Source organism: Frankia casuarinae, assembly GCF_000013345.1.
Lineage (GTDB): Bacteria > Actinomycetota > Actinomycetes > Frankiales > Frankiaceae > Frankia > Frankia casuarinae.
The window spans coordinates 2,172,584-2,185,659 of the sequence record NC_007777.1; the positions used below are offsets into that span (position 1 = coordinate 2,172,584).

14 protein-coding genes are annotated in these 13,076 nt (G+C 69.5%); 6 read left to right on the plus strand and 8 right to left on the minus strand.

The window, feature by feature from the left end:
• The first annotated feature begins 347 nt into the window (after positions 1-347).
• From FRANCCI3_RS27285 to FRANCCI3_RS09270, 5 genes are all read left to right on the plus strand, one after another.
• On the plus strand, positions 348-1,877 hold the full coding sequence (locus tag FRANCCI3_RS27285; RefSeq protein WP_011436273.1) for a tetratricopeptide repeat protein: 1,530 nt from the start codon (positions 348-350) through the stop codon (positions 1,875-1,877).
• Positions 1,874-2,662: a 5-formyltetrahydrofolate cyclo-ligase gene (locus FRANCCI3_RS09255; RefSeq protein WP_011436274.1), complete on the plus strand. Its 789-nt coding sequence runs from the start codon at positions 1,874-1,876 to the stop codon at positions 2,660-2,662. The genes FRANCCI3_RS27285 and FRANCCI3_RS09255 overlap by 4 nt, the downstream gene beginning before the upstream one ends.
• Positions 2,663-3,262: 600 nt before the next feature.
• A complete protein-coding gene (locus FRANCCI3_RS26825) occupies positions 3,263-3,424 on the plus strand; it encodes a DUF5679 domain-containing protein (protein ID WP_162865199.1) in 162 nt (53 codons plus the stop codon).
• 148 nt (positions 3,425-3,572) lie between these two features.
• The gene (locus FRANCCI3_RS09265) at positions 3,573-4,445 is read left to right on the plus strand and encodes an SAM-dependent methyltransferase (RefSeq protein ID WP_011436276.1); all 873 of its coding nucleotides are present in this window, start codon (positions 3,573-3,575) and stop codon (positions 4,443-4,445) included.
• A 48-nt stretch (positions 4,446-4,493) separates the two neighbouring features.
• Positions 4,494-5,423, plus strand: a complete 930-nt coding sequence (locus tag FRANCCI3_RS09270) for a thiopeptide-type bacteriocin biosynthesis protein (RefSeq protein WP_011436277.1) — start codon at positions 4,494-4,496, stop codon at positions 5,421-5,423.
• 290 nt (positions 5,424-5,713) lie between these two features.
• Here FRANCCI3_RS09270 and FRANCCI3_RS09275 read toward each other — a convergent pair whose 3' ends face one another.
• From FRANCCI3_RS09275 to FRANCCI3_RS09300, 7 genes are all read right to left on the minus strand, one after another.
• On the minus strand, positions 5,714-6,304 hold the full coding sequence (locus tag FRANCCI3_RS09275; protein ID WP_011436278.1) for a hypothetical protein: 591 nt from the start codon (positions 6,302-6,304) through the stop codon (positions 5,714-5,716).
• 20 nt (positions 6,305-6,324) lie between these two features.
• Positions 6,325-6,681 carry a TIGR02391 family protein gene (locus tag FRANCCI3_RS27425; protein ID WP_308726849.1) on the minus strand — a complete coding sequence of 119 codons (357 nt, stop codon included), beginning with the start codon at positions 6,679-6,681 and terminating at the stop codon, positions 6,325-6,327.
• Positions 6,682-7,146 (minus strand): hypothetical protein, encoded by a 465-nt coding sequence (locus tag FRANCCI3_RS27430; RefSeq protein WP_011436280.1) that lies wholly within the window; start codon positions 7,144-7,146, stop codon positions 6,682-6,684.
• 81 nt (positions 7,147-7,227) lie between these two features.
• Positions 7,228-8,157, minus strand: a complete 930-nt coding sequence (locus FRANCCI3_RS09285) for an endonuclease/exonuclease/phosphatase family protein (protein WP_011436281.1) — start codon at positions 8,155-8,157, stop codon at positions 7,228-7,230.
• A gap of 261 nt (positions 8,158-8,418) precedes the next feature.
• Entirely contained in the window at positions 8,419-8,775 is a 357-nt protein-coding gene (locus FRANCCI3_RS27290; RefSeq protein WP_011436282.1) for a hypothetical protein, read from the minus strand.
• A gap of 93 nt (positions 8,776-8,868) precedes the next feature.
• A complete protein-coding gene (locus tag FRANCCI3_RS09295) occupies positions 8,869-9,561 on the minus strand; it encodes a hypothetical protein (protein ID WP_011436283.1) in 693 nt (230 codons plus the stop codon).
• A 102-nt stretch (positions 9,562-9,663) separates the two neighbouring features.
• Positions 9,664-10,800 carry a hypothetical protein gene (locus FRANCCI3_RS09300; RefSeq protein WP_011436284.1) on the minus strand — a complete coding sequence of 379 codons (1,137 nt, stop codon included), beginning with the start codon at positions 10,798-10,800 and terminating at the stop codon, positions 9,664-9,666.
• Positions 10,801-10,978: 178 nt separating this feature from the next.
• Here FRANCCI3_RS09300 and FRANCCI3_RS09305 point away from each other — a divergent pair, with 178 nt between their 5' ends.
• On the plus strand, positions 10,979-11,419 hold the full coding sequence (locus FRANCCI3_RS09305; protein WP_023841966.1) for a hypothetical protein: 441 nt from the start codon (positions 10,979-10,981) through the stop codon (positions 11,417-11,419).
• A gap of 555 nt (positions 11,420-11,974) precedes the next feature.
• Here the strand turns inward: FRANCCI3_RS09305 and FRANCCI3_RS09310 are convergent.
• Positions 11,975-12,787, minus strand: a complete 813-nt coding sequence (locus tag FRANCCI3_RS09310) for a hypothetical protein (protein ID WP_011436287.1) — start codon at positions 12,785-12,787, stop codon at positions 11,975-11,977.
• Positions 12,788-13,076 lie beyond the last annotated feature (289 nt).

A 13,076-nucleotide genomic window follows, 5' to 3' on the forward strand; every position in this document is an offset into this window, starting at 1 on the left:
TCTCATGGAGGCGGCCGTTGCTTCGAGCCAGCGGCGCCTCCTGGTACGCGAGATGTGATCGTCCGGTAACCAGGATCGTGTCGGCGGTCACACCGCCCGAGCGCGCCGACGCAGCGTGCCGGCCCCGCCCTGCGCCTGACTGCAACCGGCCGCGGTGGTGAACGCCCCGTGCTGCCGGTTCACGTGCACCGCGACAGTCGCCCAACTCGGCGAGACCACGCGCGACGGCCAGGCACCGACCAGGCCACGCCGCGGGCGACGTGACCGTACGGCTACCGTGAGACGGACTGATTGCTTTTGCGGGCTCTCCGCCGGGAGAGCCTGTCGCCGGCGAGGGGATATCCCGGATGTCCAGGCCCAAGGCCAGCCTGCGCGCCGAACAGGACGACCTGCGCAGTCGGATGCGGGATCGCGGGATGACGCATCAGGAGATCGCCGCGGAGTTCGCCCGCCGCTACCGGTTTCGCCCTCGGGCGGCGCATCGGCATGCGTTCGGCTGGACGTTGACACAGGCCGCGGACCGGATCAACGCCTACGCCGCCGAACACGGGCTCGACCCCACGGGCAAAGCACCGATGACCGAGCCGAAGCTGAGCGAGCTGGAGAACTTCCCCCGGTCACGCGTGCGCCGGCTCATGCCCCAGACCCTGGCCCTGCTCGCCGGCGTCTACGGCACCGATGTTCACACCCTGCTCGACCTCGACGACCACGACCATCTCAGCCCCTCAGATCGGCTTCTCCTTACCAGCATGGGCGCCTCCGCGCCGGCCCCGGCCCCGTCTGCGCCGCCAAGTCGGGCCCTGGCCGGAACGCCGCCCCTGGCCCGATCCGCAGCCGACCGTTCGCGGGACCGACCGGCTCGCGGCCCGGCCTTCGATCTTGTGACCTGGCCTGTCCTGGCAGTGGGTCAGCACGAGCCGGTCGAGGAGCGTCTCCGCCATGTCCGCGACCAGCCCCGATCCGTGGATCTGGTGACGATCGCGCTCCTGCGCCAGCGGGTCGAAGACCTCGATGCCCAGTACGACCGCACGCCGCCGACAGAGCTGCTGCCCGAGGCAGGCCAGCTGCTCACTCTCGTGAGCTATCTGCGTTCCCAGACACCGACGATGCGGCTGCGCCGGGAACTGCTGACCGCGGAAGCCGAGGCGGCGATCCTGATGGGCCAGCTTGTCTGGGATGCCTCCCAGCGACGCGACCACCGCCAGGCCCACACCTATCTGGACCGGGCCGCCGCCGCAGGCCGGGAGCTGCGCAATCCGATCGCGGAAGGACTCGCGCTGCTGCGCTCCACGATCGTCGCTCTGCACGGTGAGCGGGCCCCACAGACGGCGCTCGATCTCGCTCGCCGGTGCATGGCGGTGACCGAAGGCTCCAGCGACGTCCTCGCCGGGCTGGCCGCCCTGCACGCCGCCGAGGCGTACGCGATGCAACGCGACACCGCCGAGTGCGAACAGCTGCTCGGCCACGCCGAACACCTTCTGGGCAGGACCGACGCCGCGGACGAGGCGAGCTACCTGTACTCGCCCAGGCACATCCCCCGCATGGCCGGCTCCTGCTACCTCTTCCTCGGCCAGCCGAGGACGGCCGAGGAGCTCCTGGGACACGCCTACTCCCACCTTCACAACCCGGCCAAGGCCGACGCGATCGTCCTGGGGAACCTTGCGCTCGCCCAGATCCGCCAAGGCAAACCCGACGAGGCCGCGCACGCTTTCAGCCAGGCCCTCGATGTGGTCACCCGCACGCGGGGCGGCGGCGGTATCACGATGGCGTTCACGATCAGCCGGGAACTGGGGCCCTGGCGCCATGTGCCGGCCGTCCGCGACGCCTGCGACCGTCTCCTCGATGTCATGGCGCCCCCAGTCCCTACAACCCCATGAACCGCGACGTCCACGACGCCAAACAGCAGGTCCGCGACCGGATCTGGGCCCTTCTGGAAGGCGAACAGGCCGCGCCACCGGGCGTCCATGGGTATATCCCCGCGTTCACCGGCGCCGAGGTCGCCGCCACGCGGCTGGCCGCCCTACCCGCGTGGACCTCGGCGCACGTCGTGAAGGCTGTGCCCGATCGGGCGCAGCAACCCGTCCGCGCCCACGCGCTGCGCGACGGCAAGACCGTCTACATGGCCGTGCCCAGACTGGCCGAGCCGCTGCCGTTCTACCGTCTCGACCCCGCCGTGCTGCCCCTGCCTCCCGAGCAGGCCGCCGACCGGCACGTCGCCGCCACCATCGCCGACCCGGTCGGCGTGGACGACATGGACCCCGTCGACATCGTCGTGTGCGGCAGCGTCGCGGTCAACCGAGCCGGCGTTCGGCTCGGGAAAGGCGCCGGCTACTCCGACCTCGAATTCGCGCTTCTCCAGGAAGCCGGGCTCATCCAGTCCACCACCATCATCGTCACCACGGTCCATGACCTTCAGGTCGTCGATGACGACCTCCCGGAAACCCGCCACGATTTCAGCGTCGACCTCATCGTCACCCCCACCCGCACCATCACCTGCGGGCCACCCCACCGCCCGGAGGGCCTCTACTGGCAGGATCTCGACGACGTCACCGTCAGCACGATCCCCGTCCTCGCCGCCCGACGAGCGGCCTGGCTGCGGTTCCCGGGGACTCCTACAGCGCCCGAGAACAATCAACCTCGTCGCCGCGCCGACGAACACTGACCCGCACGACACAATATTGCTGTTCAGCGTTCTTATTTGGCGCACGCACCGTGCGCTCTCCCCGGTGGCCGCTAGGCCCAGAGCATGCACCAACGTGGCCTATCTCGATCTTCGCAGGTCGGCGGTCTCGGGCGGCTAGGCCGCCGCGCCTCGTCGCGGAGTCTCAGGACACGGGCATGCCGGTGGGCGCGCCGCACCGCGCGGGATGCGTCCCTCGCGCGGGAGCGTTTCGCGCCAATCGGTGTGAAGAGGATGCGGCTCACCGACGGTCTCGGTGCAGGTCAGGCAGGGCGCGCGACCCCGAATCACCTCTTCGCTCCTCGGGGAATGACTCGCGCCCGGCTCCTTGAAACGCTAGCCCGCGTTCCGCCAGCCATCGAGCCGTGCCAGCGCTGGCACCCGACCGAGCCCACGACGATCAGCCCACTACCGACGCCATGGTCGGCTGCCACGCGGCCATCGACAGCGAGGCGTGACACAACGCAACGCTCGCAACAGCGCCAGTCCTTTGCTTCCAAATCCATCACCGTCACGAGCGTTATCAACCAGCCCGTCCAATCCGGCGACCACAACCGGGGGCGGACCCGGAAGGGAGTCCGAGTGTCCGACAGCACCTCCAGCTACGAGGGTTACTGCCTCAAATGCAAGGAGAAACGCCACTACACCGGCGAGGTCCGGATCAGCGAGTCCCGCCGGCGGATGGCCCGAGGCTCATGCCCTGTCTGCGGCTCGACGATCAACCGCATCCTCGGCAAAGCGTGACCCGCGCCAGGCATGTCCACCGTCGCCCGCCCCGCCGTTGACAAGGTCCGGTGGGGCAGGCGGACCTCCACGCAGCGCACCACCGTCTGCGGATCGTCGAAACCTTGCATGGACACAAGAAAAGCCCAAAGACTAGGGAACAGCGGAAGTGGCGTCAGTGACGGACGAGGACAGCACGGTCGGCGGCTGGAACTTTCAATCAGCGGCCAAGGAGACAGCTGCGACGACGGATCTCCGCACCGATGCACCCAACTCTGCGCGCATGTACGATTACTATTTGGGCGGTAAGGACAATTTTCCCGCCGACCGGGAAGCCGCCGAGCAGGTGCTGGCAGCATTTCCCCAGGCGTGGACGGTGGCCCATGAGAACCGGGGTTTTCTGCGGCGGGCGACGCGGTTCCTCGCCGCCGAGGCGGGGATACGCCAGTTTTTGGATATCGGCACTGGCATCCCGACCAGCCCGAACCTGCATGAGATAGCGCAGTCGGTAGCCCCCGATACCCGGGTCGTCTATGCGGACAATGATCCCGTCGTCCTGGCGCATGCCCGTGCCCTGCTGACCACCAGTCCGGAAGGCGCCACCGCCTACCTCGATGCCGACCTTCGGGACCCGGAGAAGATCCTTGGCTCGGCGGAGGTACGTGCCACTGTGGACCTGAGCCGGCAGGTCGGGCTGTCACTGATCGCGATCTTGCACTTCCTGCTCGACGACCACGACCCCTACGGCATCGTGAAGACGCTGCTGGACGCACTACCCGCTGGTAGCTTTCTGGCGCTCACGCACGCCACCGCCGACTTCGCGCCCGCCGAGGCGGACCGGGCCGCTGCCATCTACCGGGACCGCGGTATCCCTGCCCAGGCCCGCAGCCGAGCCGAGGTCGAGCGATTCTTCACGGGCCTTGATCTGGTCGATCCCGGGGTCGTCGTCGCACACCGCTGGCACCCCGACGCCCCCAACACCGCCGGTGATCCAACGGACGCGGAGGTGTCCTGCTACGCGGCCATCGCGCGCAAGCCGTAGGCCATCCGAACTGCGTCCGGTTCCAGGCGTGCCCACAGGGGATGACAGATGACAACGGCGAAACCGGCGACGACGCCTGCTGGCCAGGTCGCGGAGGCGGTGCGGGCCGTCCTCGCCGGAGAGGCTCTCCCCGAGGTCGCCGCCCGAACCGGTCTGTCGGCCGTGGATCTGCAAGCCGCCCTCGCGACTTACCACGCAGGCGGCAAAAGGGCGGTCGAGGCGCGATCCGCGGGCCGCTGGTACACCGTCCGCGTCGTCTTCGGCGACCGGACGCAGGCCGAGACGACGATGTCGACCATCGTGGCCCCGGTGCTCGACACGCTGTGCGCGAGTCGTCGGTCGGTCGGGTGGTGGTTTCGGCGGGAGCCTCGTGCCTGGCGGATCTACCTGCATAATCCCGACCTCGCCGCCGCTGGCCAGGCGATCCGTCGGCTGGGACGAACCGGAACTGTCGCCGCGACCGTTCCGGAGCCCTACGAACTGGACCCGCAGCCCTTCGGCGGACTTACCGGCGCCGCCATCGCCCAGGATCTCTTCGTCGTTGAGAGCCGAGCCGTCCTCGGCTACGCCCGCCTGGCCGATCCGCCGCTCGGCCGCCGCGAGCTGTCCGTCGCCGTCCTGGACACCCTGATGATCGCCGCCGGACTCGCCTGGCCCGCCCGCGGCGACGTCTACACCCGCCTCGCCGCGACCCATCCCAACGTCGACCCGACCGGCGCGCGCCGCCTCGGCGCGGAACTGCTCGCATCCCTGACCGACCCAGCCTCCGACCTGGCATTTGCGTCCGCCGCAGCGTGGACGGACGGCTGCGCCGACGCAGGCGAACGGCTCGCCGACGCCGCCGACAACAACCTGCTGACCCGCGGACTCGTTGATGTCCTGGCCACCATCGTCAACGCCCACTGGAACCGTCTCGGGGTGCCCGCAGCCACCCGGGCCGCATTCGCCCACGCGGTGACGCACCTCTACTCTCCTTAGGGATGTCGCCACCGAGATTGCCGATCGGTGGCGATTTGGCCACCGGAACGGATCGCGTCGCCAGAGTCGACAGGGCGAACGTCGAGGACCGCGCGAACCTGCGCCACCGTGCCACGAACGGACTGGTGTTTCCTGGACAAACGCCTCGCCGACCTCGAAGCGCAACTCCTCGGCTCCCACCGCGAGCCCCGCGAACGGACGCTGCGGGACGGGTGAGTGGACGACGAACCCCGCCTATCCTGCGGCGGGCGGTGCCGATCACCGGCCGCGATCTCTCACGCGGGTATGGATCAGGGCGCGAGCGTCCGTCCCCACAGGATGAGGCCGCCGGTGACCAGCCCGTCCTCCCGCGCGGTGGCCAGCTCGGTTGCGCGCCGCTGTTCGGCGTCGGGATCGCCGGAGGGGATGCGCAGGCCCAGGTGTGGGCCGTGTAGCACCAGAACCTCGCCGTAGTGGCGGGCCGCGGTGATCCAGTCGGCGGGGAGAGTGCACAACGCGTACACGAACAGGTTGCCGTCGGGCTGTTGGAGTTGGAGCCCACCGCCGTCGCGGGGCCATTCCCCGAGCAGCCATCCGTCCAGGTTGGGCAGTCGGTGCACGCCGAGGGGGCCGATGCGCTGCATGCCCTGTGCCAGCGCGAGTTCGGTCCACACCTCCTGTCGTGGCGTCGGGTTGTCGGGGTGGGTCCACAGCGCCTGGTGGCGTTCGATCAGGGCGACCGGGACTTGCGGCAGGTCGGGGCTGAACCGGGGGATGCCGAGGTCGTCTCGATCGAGGGCGGCGTGCCCGAAGCCCAGGGCAGGATCATCGAGGTAGGTGGGCCGGCCGAGGGCGGAGAAGTCGGCCAGGATTTCGTCGAGCTGCCGGTCGTTGATCTCCATGGGTCTCCCGTCGGGTTCGGTCATGGCCGCGACACCGTGGTAGCGCTGTCCAGGCGTCGGTGCAGGAGCGACAGCGTCGAGAACAGATCCAGGGCGTCGGGCTCGGTGATGGTCCATCCCGCCGTGGCCCGTGGCGTGTGGGCCGGAGGGTTACGGAACGTGCCGAACACCCCTTTGAGCAGGTTCGCGAACCCCGTGTGCTCGCTGATCTCTGTTTCAGTGCGGAAGGCGTTGATCCGCAGGGAACCGGTCTTGACCGCGAAGCAGTAGTCGACGAGGGCGGCGCCGTCGAGCTGCGAACCGCCGAGCTGCCGCAGCCGTTCCGCGAGTCCCTTCGTGGCCTCGAACACGGCGTGGAACAGCGACTTGCGAAGGATCTACTCCTCGCAGTACCGGGTGACCTCCGGGTGCACACCTCGGCGGGTGAGCTCGGTCCGTAGCCGTCCCGCCAACGCGGCCACCTCATCCAGGGTGGTCGCCCTCCGCGCCCGCGCCACCTTGCCCTCGTCGCTGACCCGGCATCCGACCAGAGCGAGAGGTTCGGCCAGACCATCGCGCAGAGCCTCGAACCGGGCCGGGTCCTCCAGGTAGCGGCCGGGCGCCATCGCCTCGGTGATTAACCCGATGATGCAGTTGCTCGCCTGATTGGCTTGCTGTTTGCTCATCAGCGCGGCCCACAGCCGGTCCCGTTTGCTGGCGCCCGGCTGGACATCGGCGATGCCGAGCATGCCGAGCAGCCGGTCGATCTCTCTACCGGTGAGTCCCGGCCGGTCCGTGCGGCCGAGGACGTCGCAGATCCCCTCGACGACCGCCGGCGGCCACATCGGGTACCGAGTCGTCATCGCCGCCCCCCGCATACCACCATTGGGGGATCATCCTCGCAGACCGTCAGGTCTCACTCGCCTGCCCTCGGTCGGTTCCTCTCACGAGGGAAGCTGCGGGTTGCTGCGCTGCGCCTGCGCGCCGAGAGCCGTGGTCTCGTAGGTGACTGTGACGGGCAGGTGATCTGAGGCGCTGCGCGCGAGCTCGGTCCGGGTGACCTCGACCGCGCGCAGGGCCGGGGCGATCTCGGCGGTTACGCGGATCGCGTCGATCCGCCGGTCTCCGAAGGTGTTGCCGGGCCAGTGCCCGACGGTGGCCTCCCACGGCCGATCCAGCACGACCGCGGCGTCCGCGAGCCCGCCCGCGTACAGCACCTCGCCCGGCTCCCGGTCGGCCCGGTGCCGCCGGCGGCCCCGCTCGTCGTAGCCCCACACCGTCTGGTAGATCAAATCCGCGTACCAGTCGCTGTCGGCATACGGGTCCGGGTCGTAGTAGGAGCCGTCCGGCCGCCGGTCGGCGCCGACGCAGTTCCAGTCCGCGCCGATCAGGCCGGGCGGGCTGCCCTCGGGTCGGGTCATCACCGCCACGACCCGCTCCATCTGGTCGGCCCGCATGTGCCGGCCGAACGGGGTCGCGTGGTGGCTCGCGTGCTGTATCTGCCGTCCGGCAATCTCGATTGTGATCTTCGCGAGGGCGTGCCAGAAGTCCGCCGCCCCGTATGTGCGGAACGACCCCGGGACCACGCTCAGCCCCGGCCGCCATAGCAGGCCGACGTGGAAGCGCTGCCGGCCGGCGGCGATCGCGGGCCGGTTCGGCTCGTAGGTGCACTCCATCCCGGCGTCGTCGGCGAGGGTCCGCAGCCGCCCCGCGGCGACCTCGACATCGGGGGCGATGATCTCTTGGACCGCAACCACGTCCGCGTCCAGACCGCGGATCACCTCGACAACTCGCCGGTAACGCTCCCGCTCGTCCGGACTGTCGGACGCGAAGAGGTCGAGGGTGTTGTACGTCGCGAACCGAACCTGGGCCATGTGACGATTTCCCTTCCATGCGGGTCCGCGACGATGCGTCGCGGAAGGTCCGTGAGCGGCATGACGGGCCGGCCACCCGCTTTTCACCAGCCGACAAGTCCCAATATTTGATCATGTCTGCTGTCGCACGCCCGCCGTCGGCGCGCGAGCATGGACAGGAGCGTCCCGATGTGAGCAGGACGGGTGATGCCGATGAGGGACGAGAAGACGCGGCGGCGCCGTGACGTCCGCGACGCCGAGTACCGGGCCGCTCTCGGCCTGTCAGCCGACGGCCCGTTGCCGGCGAGCCTGGGTACGGTCGGTGGCTCCCGCGGCGGTGGTCATGCTGGCCGGATCAACCAGACGACCGCCGGACGGCCAGCTGGTTGGCGTCATCCCACCCGGTCGGCGCGGAGACGCCGGGGCAGGCACGGAGGTGAGCACGATGGGCAGCAGCGGTAGCAGGTCTGGACGGAGTACGACGAGCAGCGCGAGGTCGTCACGGTCGACGCCGATGACGGGCAAAGCGGCGTCGCGGGTGCAGTCGGCCGCGGCCCGCAGCCCCTCGGGCAGGTCGGCCCGGACCGGGTTCGCGCCGCGAGCGCAGTCCGCAGCCGCACGGACCCCAGGCCCGGCCAAGCCCCGATAGCCCACCGGGTCAGTGGACGCGGCGATGCGGGTCCGCGCGCTCGTCGCCTTGGGAGGGTCGAACCGCGGGACCGCGCACGCAGGTCAACCGTCCGCAGGTCCGATATCCGGTGTCCAGACCTGCTGTGTGGTGATGCGGTGAGTCTCCAGGACGGCGACGACGTCCGCGGACGTCAGATGTCGTCGCGTGAGCAGCAGCCGGGCCGTCTGCCCCACAGCCGCCCAGAGCCCCGGGTCGCCGAGCAGCCGGGACGCGTCGAGGTGAGCACGCTGGAGATCAATGATGAATCCCTGCGCGGCGAGCCGCTCGGCCTCGGCCCGGTCCGCGCCGCCCCCAATGGCCCTTACACAGCGGTGCAGCTCAGGGTGACCGTAGCCAGCGGCGCACAGCCACTGTGACTGCCCGACGGCACCCGCGGCGAGCCAGACCGCGAAAAGCTGAGCGTCGCCGGGCCCGGTAAACGACACGACGCCGCCAATGCGGACGGACCTGTCACTCTCCAAGGTCGCGTGCAGGAGCGGCAGGCCGACGGCGGTCCCGACCACGGCGTGGGACGCCTCATGCACCGCACCGGCCTGCCAGTAGACATCGTCGGCGAGACGGCTGGTGCACCACACCGCCTCCGGTTCCTCGGCACCCGTCGGCGTCGGAGTCCACGGTCCCAAGAACTGGCCGTGTACTGCCCTGTGTGTCGCGTCGTCGCGCTCACGCCAGCCAGCATCGCCCTCGCTGGTGCCAGCCACGGTGCCCACCCGGCCAGCTCCGTCACCCGCCATGCAGCGACCCCCGACCCGGCGGCCCCGCCTGCGGGCCGCAGCCGACCATCCGCCGTGCCGACCTGCCGCACGTTCCTACTGCTCCGTCCGCGGGTCGCATGGTCAGGGCGCGAGCTGCCGTGCGGCGCGCAGGACCGCGGCGATGACGAGCGCGGACGCCAGGAGGCTCGCGGTGAGCAGTGCCCCTCGCCCGATCGCGTCGCCCAGGTCAGAGGTCACCGCCAGGCCCACGGTCACCGCGCCCCCGATCGGGACAGCAACCCCGGCCGCGGCCAGCGGGAGCACCCACCGCGGTGCCGGGCGCCGACCGGGCGCTGTCCACCGCTGACTCCCCTCCATCATCGTCATGATCAGATCGCGTTCGCGTAGGTACCGCTCCTGGAGGTGTTCGTGCGCGTTGCGGGCCCCCTGCGCGGGCAGGCAGGTCAGCGCCGTCTCGATCGAGGTCAACGCGGCATCGAGGTCGCGGCATCGACGCTCGCCGCGGGCCCGCCGGTACCACCACAGGTGCGCCTGTGGAGTCGCGGCCACGGTGTCGGTCGCGTAGCGGCGCAGCAGTTCACCTTGGCCCTCGAAGGGGCCGGCGACGTCGAGCCCGTGCAGGCAGATGTCGGTGACCTCACGGCTACGCGGCTCGGCCGTCCATGCGGCCTCTACCAGCGCCACCCCCCGCGACGTGTCCCTCATACCGCATGCGGCGAACGCACTCAGCGCGGTGAACAGCGGGCCGTCGCGGTGCGGGCCGGACGCCCGCGCCAGCATGGACGACGACACGAACCGGTCCAACGCCTCGAACCAGAAATCGGCGCGGAGCTTCCCTGCGTGGTAAAGCGCGGCGAAATAGGCCACCTCAGCGGAGCCGGCGCTGTCGCGCACGATCCTGCCTGTGGCTGTGGTGACGTCCGCCGCGGGCTCGACGGTGTCCCGGGTGATGAACGCGTAGCCCAACGCCCATTTCTCGACGATCTCCGTTCGGACCGCTTGATCTTGGCAGTGGTCGATCAGCCAGCGGGCGCAGCGGGCCGCGACCTCGACGGTCGGCTCCGCCAGGAAACGGCGCCGCCAGTAGCGGTCGGCACAGCCGAGCCAGGGATCGGTGGCGAAGTCCGCCGACGGGATGTCGAACGGAGGTTCGGTGCCTGCATCGATGTACTCGCCCGCGACCGCTTCGCAGACCTGGCCGAACTCCCGGCTCACGCCGACCGACTGTCGCAGTCGGGACAACGGGTCATCGGTCATGGGCCCGAGTCTGGCACCGCGTCACATCGACCGCTCCGCAAATTTGCATCCCGCCACGCGGGCGGGATACGAGCTCGTCCCGAGGACCGGGGATTCGGCACCCAGCCACCGATCCCACTCCTGGGGATCGCCCGTCAACGGTATCGTCACAGGTGTGACCTCGGCTTATCAACGGACTGTGACCGCTACCGAGGCAGGGCCGATCCGGCTCTTCTTGGCTGCGGCTGGCACGAACGTCGCCCTCGTCGGTGACGGCGACGCCGACCGCGCACAGATCACCCTCTCGGCAGCCACGGCCACGGACACCGACCGCTACCTCGACACAGCCTCGGTCGTCGACAACGGGACGGAAATCCGCATCGGGGTCGCGCTCGAACCCGTACCCGGCAATCGCGGCGTCCGCAACTACGTCGGCGGCGGCACCGTCGACGGGTCGATCATCCAAGCCGGTAACATTCACGGCGGCATCACGTTCAACGGCGGCGCCCTGCGCATCGAGACCGGCGCCAACCCGTCGGTGGAGATCGCCGCTGTCCTGCCGGCCGGCTCTACCGTTCAGCTCCGCGGTCAGCCAGCCTCGTTGCGGACCACAGGCAGGCTCACCATCAGCCAAGTGTAGCTACTTCTTCACCTGGTAGCCGCCCGGAGTCACAAGGGGGGGCGAGAAAGCGAGCAGGGCCGTGTACCGCTCGTTCCGCCGCTCCCGATCGTTAGTACCGGGCCTCCCGGCCGACGGTCGCGGCTCTCGATATGTGTGCCGCCCTGTGAGCGGACCCACCACCGCTACCGAGGATGACGACGCCTGAAAATGATCAGCCTCGTCGTCGCGCTGACCAACGCGACGAGAAACAGCAGACTCCCGCCGAGAGCCGCCTGCATCCCCAGACGGGCCGCAAATCCAGTCCATCGGGGGCGCCCAATCTCCCACAAGAATCACCAGGACGCCTTCGAGCACGACAACGAGCAACACAATGCCCAGCAGCGCGCCGGGGTCCTGGAGTCGACACTGGAGATGGCGTACCGCCGCCCTGTCCTGGTCTGCCGCGGACCCGACGCGGTGGATTTCCGCGATGATCCGCGCCGGTCGTGGGCCCGTTGTCCTCGGCCGCGATCCCGCGCCCACCGAGATCACGATGCTCTCGCGGTGAACGCGGGATCGGCGCCTGTCCGTCGATCACATGGCCGGTTGGGGCATACCGTCGAGGTGGCTGGAGATGCTTTCGATCTGGGTGTGGATGTCGGTGCGTAGCTGCGCGACCAGTTTGCGCGCGGTGGGAGTACCGACATGAAGGCGCTTGCGCAGCGTTTCCGCGGAGATCGGGCGCTGGTACTGCTGCCAGTGCAGCACGTCCTCGGCCCGAGCCCGATGCAGCAGGTCCTGATCGCGCGCCTTGCGACCAACCTGAGACGGCCCCGTTCGCGCCGGCCGCATCTCGGTGGTGGCAGGCCGTTCTGGCTGCGCGTGCGGTTCGGCTGCCACGAGACCGTGCGCGCCACCGCCCGCGGGTGCACCTTCCGGCAGGCCATCAGACGGGGTTGGGCGCATGGCCTGAAGTAGTCCCGGGCCCACTTCCGACCATCCGATAAGCAAAAGCGGACCAACCGCATCAAATGCCGCTTTGCCGTAGTCCCCGGCGATCAGGGGTTCCGCGATGTTGAGCGCTAGCGTTACAGTGCTAGCGAAGATGAGCATGCGCCGTGCCGCTCGCAGCACATCCACGGGCCCGCCATGGAGGGCGACGTGCCGCGTGCCGAGCAAAAGCGCGACCACCGACAGATCCACGGCCGGGGCAACCAACGGCGCCACCCAGATCGGGACGCCAAGACGCAAGCCAAGGGCAAGTACATTGCCGAAGCCGAACAGGAACGTCAACCCGACAACGATCCCGACGATGACCGTCACCAGACGGGCCGGAGTCTCCGGAACCGCCAGGTCTACGGAACGCCTGTTCGATTCGGTAGATGATGTTACGGTCGGCGCGGTCACTGGGCATCGTCCCTGGTCAGGGCCCGGGTAGCGACCGGCCGGACAGTGATTTCAGGGCCAGCAACCAAGATCGATCGGTTCGGATGCTGGTACACATGGTCCACCAGTTTTTTGATCATGCATCCGACCTGGACGAATGCGGTTTGCGATCTATCACTTTGAGGTCCGGCTCTGTGGAACGGTGCTGGTCAGGACCTCGGCCGCTGGTTCGAGCCCCGGCTGGACGACCACTTTGCCGCCGTGCGAACCGCGTCCGCCTCGTCGAGGTACTGCGTAGCGGCGACTTCCG

Excerpts from the sequence above, each read along its gene's own strand:
- FRANCCI3_RS27285 (WP_011436273.1), top strand. The coding sequence starts at position 348 with ATGTCCAGGCCCAAGGCCAGCCTGCGCGCCGAACAGGACGACCTGCGC.
- FRANCCI3_RS09255 (WP_011436274.1), top strand. The coding sequence starts at position 1,874 with ATGAACCGCGACGTCCACGACGCCAAACAGCAGGTCCGCGACCGGATC.
- FRANCCI3_RS09270 (WP_011436277.1), top strand. The coding sequence starts at position 4,494 with ATGACAACGGCGAAACCGGCGACGACGCCTGCTGGCCAGGTCGCGGAG.
- FRANCCI3_RS09275 (WP_011436278.1), bottom strand. The coding sequence starts at position 6,304 with ATGGAGATCAACGACCGGCAGCTCGACGAAATCCTGGCCGACTTCTCC.
- FRANCCI3_RS27430 (WP_011436280.1), bottom strand. The coding sequence starts at position 7,146 with ATGACGACTCGGTACCCGATGTGGCCGCCGGCGGTCGTCGAGGGGATC.
- FRANCCI3_RS09285 (WP_011436281.1), bottom strand. The coding sequence starts at position 8,157 with ATGGCCCAGGTTCGGTTCGCGACGTACAACACCCTCGACCTCTTCGCG.
- FRANCCI3_RS09295 (WP_011436283.1), bottom strand. The coding sequence starts at position 9,561 with ATGGCGGGTGACGGAGCTGGCCGGGTGGGCACCGTGGCTGGCACCAGC.
- FRANCCI3_RS09300 (WP_011436284.1), bottom strand. The coding sequence starts at position 10,800 with ATGACCGATGACCCGTTGTCCCGACTGCGACAGTCGGTCGGCGTGAGC.